Consider the following 10830-nt stretch of genomic DNA (forward strand, 5'->3'; position numbering starts at 1 on the left):
AGGACGCCTTCGCGGGCAAGCCTCGCTACAGGATCAAGAGCGGCTCAGGTCCTGTGGGAACGAGGCTTGCCCGCGAAGAGGCCCGCCCCCACACCGCAATTTGAAGGACTGAAAACATGCTCCAACTGATCCTCGGCGGCGCCCGTTCCGGCAAAAGTCGCCTGGCCGAAAAACTCGCCTCCGACAGCGCTCTGGCAGTGACTTACATCGCCACCAGTCAACCGCTCGACGGTGAAATGAACGAGCGGGTCGTCCATCACCGCGCCCGTCGTCCGGCCGAATGGGCATTGATCGAAGAGCCTGTGGAGCTCGCCCGCGTCCTGCGCGAAACCGCCAGCGCCGATCGGTGCCTGCTGGTGGATTGCCTGACGTTGTGGATAACCAATCTGCTGATGCTCGACGACACCGAACGTCTGTCGGTCGAACGTGATGCGTTGCTGGACTGCCTGGTGTCGCTGCCGGGTGAAATCATTTTTGTCAGCAACGAGACCGGAATGGGTGTCGTGCCGCTGGGCGAATTGACTCGCCGCTATGTCGATGAAGCCGGTTGGCTGCATCAAGCGTTGGCCGAGCGCTGTGAGCGAGTCGTCCTGACCGTCGCCGGTCTGCCCCTGACTTTGAAAGGAACTGCGTTATGACTCAATCCTGGTGGCTGAACCCCTGCAAGCCGATCAATGCTCAAGCGGTCGAGCAGGCGCAGGCCCGTCAACAGCAGCTGACCAAGCCTGCCGGCTCCCTCGGTCAGCTTGAGACGGTGGCCGTGCAATTGGCCGGGTTACAGGGGCAGGTCAAGCCGAGACTCGATCAACTGTGGATCGCGATTTTTGCCGGTGACCACGGCGTGGTCGCAGAAGGGGTGTCAGCATTTCCTCAGGAAGTCACCGGGCAGATGCTGCACAACTTTGTCAGCGGTGGAGCGGCGATCAGCGTGTTGGCGCGACAACTCGGGGCCTCCCTGGAGGTGGTCGACCTCGGCACGGTCACGCCGTCGTTGAATTTGCCGGGTGTGCGGCACTTGAACATCGGCCCGGGCACGGCGAATTTCGTCGAAGGGTCGGCCATGACGCCGGCTCAAGGCGAACTCGCTTTGCAGGCCGGCCGTGACAGCGTGCAGCGCGCCATCGCGGCGGGTGCGCAGTTGTTTATCGGTGGCGAGATGGGCATCGGCAATACCACCGCGGCCAGCGCGTTGGCCTGTGCCTTGCTCGATTGCCCGGTGGTGCATCTGGCCGGGCCGGGCACGGGTTTGAATGCGGCGGGTGTCAGCCATAAAGCTCAGGTCATCGAGCGCGCTTTGGCACTGCACAGCGCTCAACGTGACGATGCGCTGCAAACCCTGTTCAACCTCGGCGGTTTTGAAATCGCTGCACTGGTCGGCGCGTATCTGGCGTGTGCCCAGGAAGGCGTTGCGGTGCTGGTGGACGGTTTCATTTGCAGCGTCGCGGCGTTGGTGGCAGTGCGATTGAATCCTGAATGCCGTCAGTGGCTGTTGTTTGGTCATCGTGGCGCCGAGCCGGGTCATCGTCATGTACTGGAAACCCTGAATGCCGAACCGCTGCTGGACCTCGGTCTGCGTCTGGGCGAGGGCAGTGGCGCGGCGTTGGCCGTGCCGTTGCTGCGTCTGGCGTGCGACCTTCATGGGCAGATGGCGACCTTCGCCGAGGCCGCCGTGGCGGACCGTCCGGCATGACCTTGCGCCTGGACTTGTTGCGCCACGGCGAAACCGAACTCGGCGGCGGCTTGCGCGGCAGCCTCGACGATGCGCTGACCGACAAGGGCTGGGCGCAGATGCGCGCGGCGGTGGTCGAGCAGGGGCCTTGGGATCGTTTGGTCAGCTCGCCGTTGCAGCGTTGTGCGCGGTTCGCCGAAGAGCTCGGCGCGCAACTGGGGTTGCCGGTGCAGTTGGATAAAGACTTGCAGGAGTTGCACTTCGGCGACTGGGAAGGGCAGAGCGCCGCGGCGCTGATGGACACCGATGCCGAGGCGTTGGGGTTGTTCTGGGCCGACCCTTATGCGTTTACGCCGCCTGAGGGTGAGCCGGTCGTGGATTTTTCGACGCGGGTGTTGGCGGCCGTTGAGCGTTTGCATGCCGCCTACGCCGGCGAGCGGGTGTTGCTGATCAGTCACGGCGGGGTCATGCGTTTGTTGCTGGCGCAGGCGCGGGGTTTGCCTCGTGAACAGTTGCTCAACGTCGAAGTCGGGCATGGCGCGTTGTTTTCGCTGTCGGTCGAATCCGGCGTGTTGTTAAAGGAAGCGACCTGACCATGTTGCCTTTCTGGATCGCCCTGCAATTTTTGAGCAGTTTGCCGGTTCGTCTGCCGGGCATGCCGGCGCCACAGGCGTCGGGACGGTCTCTGCTGTTTTATCCGCTGGTCGGCCTGCTGTTTGGCGGAATTTTATGGGCGTTCAACTGGCTGTTACTCGGCACCCCGTTGTTGCTCCATGCAGCGTTGTTGCTGAGCGTTTGGGTGTTGCTCAGTGGTGCCTTGCACCTCGACGGCCTGGCCGATAGCGCCGATGCGTGGCTCGGTGGGTTCGGCGATCGAGAGCGCACGTTGACGATCATGAAGGACCCGCGCAGCGGCCCGATTGCGGTCGTGACGCTGGTGCTGGTGTTGCTGCTCAAGTTCGCCGCGTTGCTGGCGTTGATCGAGCAGCAACACGCCGTTGTCCTGATCATCGTTCCGATGATTGGGCGCAGCGCGATGTTGGGGTTATTCCTGACCACGCCTTATGTGCGTGCCGGTGGGTTGGGGCAAGCGCTGGCCGATCATCTGCCACGTCTGGCGGGCAAGCAGGTGTTGGCGGTCAGTGCGTTGGCGTGTGTTTTGATTGCCGGCCTCAGCGGCGTGTTGGCAGTGGCGTTGGCGGCGTTGGTGTTTGTCTGGTTGCGGCAGGTGATGTTGCGACGGTTGGGCGGCACGACGGGCGATACGGCGGGGGCGTTGTTGGAATTGCTGGAAATGGTTTTACTGGTCGGCCTCGCACTGTTCCTGTAGGAGCGAGGCCTGCCCGCGAAGGACGCACTGCGGTCTTGCAGATAAAACGCGTTTTCGTTCTTCGCGGGCAAGCCTCGCTCCTACGGGTTTTGTATCAAAAATTTGCATTCATTTAACCGCGGGTATATACACGCACCATGCTCGACTCCCAATGTTTATGCATCAACCTGCGTCGCGCCGCCCGTGGCGTCAGCAGGCACTACGACGGCGCGCTCGACGGCTTCGGGATCAACGTCGCCCAGTATTCTCTGCTGTGTAATTTACAGCGTCTGGATAAACCGAGTATTTCCACGTTGGCCGAGGCCATGGGGCTGGATCGCAGCACCTTGGGGCGCAATCTGCGGGTGCTGGAAGGCGAAGGCCTGCTGATGCTGGTCGAGGGTGAAGACATGCGTAACCGCATCGTCATGCTCACCGAGGCCGGTGTTGAACGGCTGGCAGCGGCCTTGCCGGCCTGGGAAGCGGCGCAACAGCGATTGATTGATCGCTTGGGTGCCGAAAAACGTGAAACCTTGCTGCGACTGCTGGACGAACTGGCGTGATGCCGGTTTTTCCGATCTTAAGCGGGTATATACCCGCTACCGGAGAATAAGAATGACATCAATGTGGCGTACGTGCGGTTGGGTTCTGTTGGGGAGTGCGCTGATTCTCGCGTTGTCCTTGGGCGTACGGCACGGCTTCGGGCTGTTTCTGGCGCCGATGAGTGCCGAGTTCGGCTGGGGGCGTGAGACGTTTGCCTTCGCCATTGCTTTGCAGAACCTGATCTGGGGCCTGGCGCAGCCCTTCACCGGCGCGTTGGCCGACCGCTTTGGCGCCGCGAAAGTGGTGCTGGTCGGCGGCGTCTTGTACGCGTTGGGTCTGGTGTTTATGGGCCTGTCGGATTCGGCCGTGACCTTGTCCCTGAGTGCCGGCTTGTTGATCGGTATTGGCCTGTCGGGCACGTCGTTTTCAGTGATTCTTGGCGTGGTCGGCCGCGCGGTGCCGCCAGAGAAACGCAGCATGGGCATGGGCATTGCCAGCGCCGCCGGTTCTTTCGGCCAGTTCGCCATGGTGCCCGGTACGCTGGGGTTGATTGGCTGGCTCGGCTGGTCTGCGGCATTGCTGGCGCTGGGCCTGTTGGTGGCGCTGATCGTACCGCTGGTGAGCATGCTCAAGGACAAGCCGCTACCGGTGTTCGGCCATGAACAAACGCTGTCCGAAGCCTTGCACGAAGCCTGCTCTCATTCGGGGTTCTGGCTGCTGGCATTCGGTTTTTTTGTCTGCGGTTTCCAGGTGGTATTCATCGGCGTGCACTTGCCGGCTTATCTGGTGGATCAGCACCTCCCGGCGACTGTCGGCACTACGGTGCTGGCGTTGATCGGGCTGTTCAATATTTTTGGTACCTACACGGCGGGCTGGCTCGGCGGGCGCATGTCCAAGCCGCGTTTGCTCACCGGCCTGTATCTGCTGCGGGCAGTGGTGATTGGGTTGTTCCTGTGGGCGCCAGTCACGACGACCACCGCTTACCTGTTCGGCATGGCAATGGGGTTCCTGTGGCTGTCGACCGTGCCCTTGACCAACGGTACCGTCGCGACCTTGTTCGGCGTGCGAAATCTGTCCATGCTCGGTGGGATTGTTTTCCTGTTTCACCAGCTCGGATCGTTCCTCGGCGGCTGGTTGGGCGGGGTGGTGTACGACCGAACCGGGAGCTATGACTTGATCTGGCAGGTAGCGATTCTCTTGAGCCTGTTGGCTGCAGCCCTGAACTGGCCGGTGCGTGAACGGCCGGTGGCGCGTCTGCAAACACAGATGAGTGCGCTATGAACAGCCTCTGGCCGCGGATCGCTGTCGTCGCTGCCTGCGCCTTGCTGCTGGCCCTTTCGTGGTGGGGCTGGCATCAGGGTGGGCTCGCGTTGATGCAACTGGGCATGGGTGCTTGCTAGCAGGAGGTGAGGGCGAGTAACTTCGTTTTTGACGACTTCTCAAGGATGCACCGACATGCTGATGCGCTGGCTCACTGTTCCCGTGTTACTGGTAGCGTTTAGTGGATGGGCTCAAGCGGCAGAGTGCCCGGACCTTTTGCAAGGCTCGTTGCCCAAGCTGCGCGCCAAGGAATCCATCGACCTGTGCCAGCGCTTCGTCGGCAAACCGCTGGTGGTGGTCAATACCGCAAGCTTCTGTGGTTTCGCCCCGCAGTTCAAAAGCCTTGAGGCACTGAATCAGCGCTACAAGGATCAGGGGCTGGAGGTGATCGGCGTTCCGTCCAACGACTTCAAGCAAGAGTCCAAGGATGGCGAAGAGACCGCCAAGGTCTGCTACGTGAACTACGGCGTGACGTTCACCATGACTGAACCGCAGAAAGTCCGCGGTGATGATGCGACTCATTTGTTCAAGATCATCGCCAAGCAGAGCGCCGCGCCGAAGTGGAATTTCTACAAATACGTGGTCGATCGCAAGGGCAAGGTGATCGCCAATTTCTCCAGCCTGACCACGCCTGACGATCCTGATTTCATTGCCGCAGTGGAGAAAGCCCTGGCTTCGCAACCCTGATCGACACCCGTAAAAAAGCCCCGCCTCTGTACAAGAGAGCGGGGCTTTTTTGATTCAGGCGGCGATTGAGGAGCCGTCAGAAGCGATAGGTCGCACCGACACCGAAACCGTTCGCACTGTTTTCGTACTTGGCGTTGTAGGACTGACCCAAAGCGTTAGCGCGGTTGACAGTGACAGCTTCTTCCTTGAGGTAGGAGTAAGCCACATCAATAGTCCAGTCATCGGTTGGATTGAAGCCCGCACCGATACTGTAGATCGTCCGGTCGCCGGTAGGAATGCGTGGCGAACGATCAGTGTTGTTGGTGGGCGACTGGTCAAAGGTGAGACCGGTACGCAGTACCCACTGCTTGTTCAACTGGTAGGAAGTACCCACGGCGTAGGCCCAAGTGTCATGCCAGTTCTGGTCTTCCTTGATGGTACCAACGATTTGTGGGGCGAGGGCACCACCGCTGAGTCGGGTTACGCCTTCGTTGTTGACCGTGATGTCTTTCAGGCGGCTCCAGCGAGTCCAGGTAGCACCGGCATAGAGCTTCCAGGCATCATTCATATCTTGAGTCACGGAAAGGTCATAGGACTCAGGTGTTTCGATCTTCAGCGAGGCATCGTAACGGTTGGTTTTGAGTAACTGAGGTGGCACGCCAGCGCCGGCAGTCACATCGGTGTGGCCGTCGAGCTTGTAGTTCACTTTCGAGTGATAAGTCAGGCCCACGCGAGTGGTGTCGGTGGCTTGCACCAGGACGCCGGCGTTAAAGCCCAAGGCCGTATCGTCGCCCTTGATCTGCACATTGTTGTCGCCAGTCCTGGGGATAGGGAGAGCAATGTCCGATTCCAGGGTGCCGGAAATCCGGTTGATGGTAGGGCCAAAACCGATCGATACTTTATCGTTGAAAGCGTAGCTGACGGTTGGCTGCAGAGTGACGACTTTGACTTCGCTCTTGCTGCCGAAAGCGCGGCCCTGAAAGCCGTTTTCGTAGTTGGTGACTAGCCCGAACGGAGCGTAGACACCGAAACCAATAGCCCATTCATCGTTGAGTTTATTTGTATAGAAACCCATCGGTACTGCAGTGAGCGGAACCATATCGCCTTTGTTGGTCCCGCTTGAACGGCCGCTGGTATCGCTGATATCGGTCGAGGCGTCGATCGCTGCGATGCCTCCAGTGATTTGCTGGCCTTTGAGGCGGGCCATACCGGCAGGGTTGCCAAAAACTGTACTTGCATCATCGGCAGATGAAGATCGCCCAGCAAAACCTGTACCCATCCCGCTGATGCTTTGTTCGTTGAGGGCAAAGCCACTTGCGAAGATCTGGGAGGATGCCAAGGTAACGGCGAGGCTAAGGGTGGTTTTGAGCATTACTTTTTTCATTATTAGAACTCCTGATGATCACCGGGGCGAAAATTACCAACATTTTCGTCCCAGCGCTATAGGCTGTATGGCTTGATTTAGAGCGGTTTTGTAGGACAATCCGACCAAGTTCGCGGCATTTGCGCGATCTTGTGGAAATAGCGGATTAGCAGGCGACCTGATTCATCGGTGAAACACAGGTTTGCCAGGCGCAGGTGAAGTCTCTCAGGCGTCCTTGAGGCTGGAAGGTCTGGCGCCAGATACGGGCCATTCCCAGCAGATCGTCTGCTTCGGGGAGCGGGGTGTTCTGTTCTTCAACCAGCAACCAGGCGATGGCTGTGGCGTAACGCAGGTTGACGGTCAACTCCAGGTGCGGACCACTCAGGAAAGCATGCTGGCTGGCCAGGCCACGAACCAGGCTTGCGCGTTCCGGGTCAAGTGCCAGGTAATGGTCCCAAAGTGCCTGGTGGCGGGGTTCGGCGATTCGGTACAGGCCGTGTCCACGGCGGTCATGCAGGGCAGTACCCAGGGCTGACTGGCTGGCGGCGATGCCCAGCAGCAGGGATTCGGCAGTTGCGCTATGGCGCCCGAGGTAGATCAATGTCGGGCGGATGACATAGCGGCACAGTTCGCTGGCAGCGATACCCATAAAGCCCTCGAATCATGAAAGGGTCGGCGATACCTGAAGGTAGCGTTGGCAGCGGGTGAATCGACTCAGGCTCGCCGGAAGCGGATGAATCCGCTTGAGTTGAAGTGTAGTGTCATATTCGCGCCGTAAAGGCCTGTTTTTAAAATATTTCCGGCTCCGAGTTATAACCGTTATATCGGTTAGTGCTTAAGCGGTGACAGCGAAAAGAGAAATTTCGTGCAATAAAAAGCCCCGCTTTTTGAGCAGGGCTTTTGAGGTTTCACTGTTTCTGGCGTTTCAGGCAACCAGTGCCTGACGGGTACGATCGATCACGGCCTGCAGCGGCTCGGCGCTGGAGTATTGATCGGGGTACAGGCGTTCGCTGTGACGAGCGATGCCGTGTTCGTTGACCAGGGTGAAGCTGAAGCAGCCTTTGCGGGCAGCCATGATCAGGCAGTTCATTGGTGCAAAAGCGTTGGTCAGGGTGCGGATGGCATCCTGGGTGTGGATTTGAGTAGACATAGTCATTGGGTGTTCCTACAAGCGACACGGATAAGAACCGTGCAAAGTTAAAACGTTCCAGTGACGACGACCACCATTGGTCGAACGAAGAACCCGACTGGAACAAAGCAGCCAGTTTGAAGCGCTGATAAATTAGCGCGCTTGGGCTGGCAGGTAGGTACTTAGGAGGGCAGGCAACACATCAAGGGCAAAGGTTCTGGGCCCAGGGTGAAGATCCTGATCAATTTGCAGGTTGGTTCGGTCAGAGTAAGTGAGCTTCGCAACACCCTTTGCATTCGATTCAAAGGCTGTGTTGGCGCAAGGTTTACCTGGAAACCATCGAGGTGGTCGATCCCGCTTTGTCGGTAGAGGCTTCCTTGAGGAAGGCTGACCGGGGGGATGTGTTCGACCAGAATTGACTTTCAGCTTGGTACTAACGCCGCGGATACTAACTGATTGAATAGCTGAAGGGAAGTGTATTAGCGAAAAAAGTTCTCTGACTCCCCTCATTCAACGTCCGGCTTGGCGCTCAGAAAGGTCATAACCCGCAGACGCGCCCTGTAATAGCACAAATTCCGGCCGTGGGTAGTCGAGATTCATTGGGCCGGCATCAGCCTGGACCGCGGGTTTGCCAAGGATTATCCCCAAGGCTAACGACCCAATGCGCCGAAAAAGCGCATCGATATAACTGCCTCGAAGATACTTGTGCACATAAGTCACGCACGTTGTCACGCCGCTGTCATCTTCCCTTCAAACGCAGTGGGTGCCTGTAACCGAAATTTAAGTCAATGAAAAATATCGCTTTTTTTTGCTGGTGAAAAAATCGTCAGTTTGACTGCGGGCCCCATTCCATAGGGCTTTGCGAGAGTTCAAAGGCGGTTGTCCACTGAGTTATCCACAGCTTCTGTGGATTGTCCCGAGCGCTTGCTCTAGGACGGGCGTGCAGGGTTTTTTAGGCTTTACCTGTAAGAAAAAAAGAGTAGAGTGGCGCGCCTTCCGATCTGCCCCACCGTGCTTTATGAAGTTGTCGTGGCCGCGCAAAGCCGTCTCGGTCGGCTGATGTGCCGTGAATGCGGAAATGCCCGGGATCGCCGTATCAGCCAGGACCTTTTGCGTCAGGCTGCGCGGGCAGGGGATCGGCGCGCCCAGCAGGAGCTTGGTCTGATCGAAGCCTGAGCTGTCCAAGACCTGACGCCTTGGTTAACCTTCAAGCTTTATTAAATTGGCAGGAGTGGCTATGGCTATGGACTTGACCAGCGCATTGCTCGGTCTGGCGGGCGCTGCACTGCCGTTATTGGTACTGGCCTGGCAACTTCAACGCCGAGCGAGCGCCACGCAATCAGAGGTTGCACTGCTGGAAGAGCGTCTGGCCACGGCCCATCTGGCCCAGGACGGATTGAACGCCCAACTTGAAGCCTGTCGCGATGAAATCGGTGATCTGGGCCAGGCCAATGCCGCCAAACAAGCAGACCTGGCCGCCGTGCGCCGTGAAGTCGAACTGCTGCAGATCGAACGTGACGACGCCCGCGATGCCGCCCACGCCTGGAATCTGGAACGCGCCGGCAAAGAGGCCGAGTTGCGCCGTCTGGACGCCCAGGCCGCCTCGCTCAACGCCGAGCTACGTGAGCAGCAGGAAAGCCATCAGCAGCGCCTCAGCGACCTGCAGGGCTCGCGAGACGAACTGCGAGCGCAGTTCGCGGAACTGGCGGGCAAGATCTTCGACGAACGCGAGCAGCGCTTTGCCGAAACCAGTCAGCAACGTCTCGGTCAGTTGCTCGATCCGTTGAAGGAACGCATCCAGTCCTTCGAGAAACGCGTCGAGGAAAGCTATCAGGCTGAAGCCCGCGAACGTTTTTCCCTGGCCAAGGAGCTGGAGCGGCTGCAACAGCTGAACCTGCGCCTGAGCGACGAAGCCACCAACCTGACCCGCGCCTTGAAAGGCCAAAAAACCCAAGGCAACTGGGGTGAGCTGATTCTTGAGCGTGTGCTTGAACACGCAGGCCTGGAGAAGGGGCGCGAGTACCAGACCCAGGTCAACCTCAAAGGCCCGGACGGTGAGCGTTTCCAGCCGGACGTGATCATTTATCTGCCGGGCGACAAGCAGGTGGTGGTCGACTCCAAAGTCAGCCTCACGGCCTATCAGCAATACGTCGCGGCCGAAGACGATGCCATTGGCGAGATCGCGATCAAGCAGCACGTGCTGTCCCTGCGTAATCATGTCAAAGGGCTGGCCGGCAAGGATTACAAGCGTCTCGATGGCTTGCACAGCCTGGATTTCGTCCTGCTCTTCGTACCAATCGAAGCGGCGTTTTCCGCCGCATTGCAGGCTGAGCCGACGCTGTTTCAGGAGGCCTTCGACCGCAATATCGTGATCGTCAGTCCGACCACTTTGCTGGCGACCCTGCGCGTCATCGACAGCCTGTGGAAGCAGGAGCGCCAAAGCCAGAACGCCCGGGAAATCGCCGAGCGCGCCGGGTGGCTGTACGACAAGTTCGTGTTGTTCATCCAGGATCTGGATGAAGTCGGCAATCGCTTACAGCAGCTGGATAAGGCCTACAGCTCTGCGCGCAATAAGCTGACGGAAGGCCGCGGCAATCTGGTCAGTCGTAGCGAGCAGCTCAAGTTGCTTGGTGCGCGGGCGAGCAAGAGCCTGCCGGCAGACTTGCTGGAGCGGGCGATGACCGATGTGGATGGCTTGGCCGAATTGCCTGAATAGCTGCAAGCTAAAAGCATCGGGAGCAAGCTCGCTCCCACAGTGGATCGGTGTTGTTGCAAACATCGGGTGAACAACACAAAAACCCTGTGGGAGCGAGCTTGCTCGCGATGGCGTC

The 10830-nt window shown here is 59.0% G+C and carries 12 protein-coding genes and 1 pseudogene; 10 read left to right on the forward strand and 3 right to left on the reverse strand.

What is annotated here, in order from left to right; translation table 11 throughout:
- Nucleotides 1-116 precede the first annotated feature (116 nt).
- From cobU to ACYZT0_RS05300, 8 genes are all read left to right on the forward strand, one after another.
- The gene (cobU, locus tag ACYZT0_RS05265) at nt 117-638 is read left to right on the forward strand and encodes a bifunctional adenosylcobinamide kinase/adenosylcobinamide-phosphate guanylyltransferase (RefSeq protein ID WP_462044924.1); all 522 of its coding nucleotides are present in this window, start codon (nt 117-119) and stop codon (nt 636-638) included.
- Nucleotides 635-1690, forward strand: coding sequence for a nicotinate-nucleotide--dimethylbenzimidazole phosphoribosyltransferase (gene cobT / locus ACYZT0_RS05270; protein WP_462044925.1), 1056 nt, complete (start codon nt 635-637; stop codon nt 1688-1690). The genes cobU and cobT overlap by 4 nt, the downstream gene beginning before the upstream one ends.
- Nucleotides 1687-2262 (forward strand): alpha-ribazole phosphatase family protein, encoded by a 576-nt coding sequence (cobC, locus tag ACYZT0_RS05275; RefSeq protein ID WP_462044926.1) that lies wholly within the window; start codon nt 1687-1689, stop codon nt 2260-2262. The genes cobT and cobC overlap by 4 nt, the downstream gene beginning before the upstream one ends.
- A gap of 2 nt (nt 2263-2264) precedes the next feature.
- Nucleotides 2265-2999: an adenosylcobinamide-GDP ribazoletransferase gene (locus ACYZT0_RS05280; protein ID WP_462044927.1), complete on the forward strand. Its 735-nt coding sequence runs from the start codon at nt 2265-2267 to the stop codon at nt 2997-2999.
- A 137-nt stretch (nt 3000-3136) separates the two neighbouring features.
- The gene (locus tag ACYZT0_RS05285) at nt 3137-3541 is read left to right on the forward strand and encodes a MarR family winged helix-turn-helix transcriptional regulator (protein ID WP_282377585.1); all 405 of its coding nucleotides are present in this window, start codon (nt 3137-3139) and stop codon (nt 3539-3541) included.
- A gap of 52 nt (nt 3542-3593) precedes the next feature.
- Complete coding sequence (locus ACYZT0_RS05290) at nt 3594-4802, forward strand: MFS transporter (protein WP_462044928.1); 1209 nt, start codon at nt 3594-3596, stop codon at nt 4800-4802.
- A complete protein-coding gene (locus ACYZT0_RS05295; protein WP_256657562.1) occupies nt 4799-4921 on the forward strand; it encodes a hypothetical protein in 123 nt (40 codons plus the stop codon). Before ACYZT0_RS05290 ends, ACYZT0_RS05295 begins: the two co-directional genes overlap by 4 nt.
- Nucleotides 4922-4976: 55 nt before the next feature.
- The gene (locus tag ACYZT0_RS05300) at nt 4977-5528 is read left to right on the forward strand and encodes a glutathione peroxidase (protein WP_462044929.1); all 552 of its coding nucleotides are present in this window, start codon (nt 4977-4979) and stop codon (nt 5526-5528) included.
- Between the two features lie 76 nt (nt 5529-5604).
- Here ACYZT0_RS05300 and ACYZT0_RS05305 read toward each other — a convergent pair whose 3' ends face one another.
- The 3 genes from ACYZT0_RS05305 to ACYZT0_RS05315 form a co-directional block, all read right to left on the reverse strand.
- Entirely contained in the window at nt 5605-6891 is a 1287-nt protein-coding gene (locus ACYZT0_RS05305; RefSeq protein ID WP_462044930.1) for an OmpP1/FadL family transporter, read from the reverse strand.
- 145 nt (nt 6892-7036) lie between these two features.
- Nucleotides 7037-7519 carry a hypothetical protein gene (locus ACYZT0_RS05310; RefSeq protein ID WP_462044931.1) on the reverse strand — a complete coding sequence of 161 codons (483 nt, stop codon included), beginning with the start codon at nt 7517-7519 and terminating at the stop codon, nt 7037-7039.
- Between the two features lie 276 nt (nt 7520-7795).
- Nucleotides 7796-8020 (reverse strand): hypothetical protein, encoded by a 225-nt coding sequence (locus tag ACYZT0_RS05315; protein ID WP_003214941.1) that lies wholly within the window; start codon nt 8018-8020, stop codon nt 7796-7798.
- A gap of 999 nt (nt 8021-9019) precedes the next feature.
- Between ACYZT0_RS05315 and ACYZT0_RS05320 the strand changes: the two are divergent.
- Nucleotides 9020-9175, forward strand: a pseudogene (locus tag ACYZT0_RS05320) (sel1 repeat family protein); the annotation flags it as partial.
- A gap of 175 nt (nt 9176-9350) precedes the next feature.
- Entirely contained in the window at nt 9351-10715 is a 1365-nt protein-coding gene (locus tag ACYZT0_RS05325) for a DNA recombination protein RmuC (protein WP_462046503.1), read from the forward strand.
- Nucleotides 10716-10830: the final 115 nt, after the last annotated feature.

Source organism: Pseudomonas sp. ZS1P83 (assembly GCF_054897825.1).

Excerpts from the sequence above, each read along its gene's own strand:
- ACYZT0_RS05290 (WP_462044928.1), top strand. The coding sequence starts at position 3,594 with ATGACATCAATGTGGCGTACGTGCGGTTGGGTTCTGTTGGGGAGTGCG.
- ACYZT0_RS05295 (WP_256657562.1), top strand. The coding sequence starts at position 4,799 with ATGAACAGCCTCTGGCCGCGGATCGCTGTCGTCGCTGCCTGCGCCTTG.
- cobT (WP_462044925.1), top strand. The coding sequence starts at position 635 with ATGACTCAATCCTGGTGGCTGAACCCCTGCAAGCCGATCAATGCTCAA.
- ACYZT0_RS05285 (WP_282377585.1), top strand. The coding sequence starts at position 3,137 with ATGCTCGACTCCCAATGTTTATGCATCAACCTGCGTCGCGCCGCCCGT.
- ACYZT0_RS05300 (WP_462044929.1), top strand. The coding sequence starts at position 4,977 with ATGCTGATGCGCTGGCTCACTGTTCCCGTGTTACTGGTAGCGTTTAGT.
- cobU (WP_462044924.1), top strand. The coding sequence starts at position 117 with ATGCTCCAACTGATCCTCGGCGGCGCCCGTTCCGGCAAAAGTCGCCTG.
- ACYZT0_RS05280 (WP_462044927.1), top strand. The coding sequence starts at position 2,265 with ATGTTGCCTTTCTGGATCGCCCTGCAATTTTTGAGCAGTTTGCCGGTT.
- ACYZT0_RS05315 (WP_003214941.1), bottom strand. The coding sequence starts at position 8,020 with ATGTCTACTCAAATCCACACCCAGGATGCCATCCGCACCCTGACCAAC.
- ACYZT0_RS05310 (WP_462044931.1), bottom strand. The coding sequence starts at position 7,519 with ATGGGTATCGCTGCCAGCGAACTGTGCCGCTATGTCATCCGCCCGACA.
- cobC (WP_462044926.1), top strand. The coding sequence starts at position 1,687 with ATGACCTTGCGCCTGGACTTGTTGCGCCACGGCGAAACCGAACTCGGC.
- ACYZT0_RS05305 (WP_462044930.1), bottom strand. The coding sequence starts at position 6,891 with ATGAAAAAAGTAATGCTCAAAACCACCCTTAGCCTCGCCGTTACCTTG.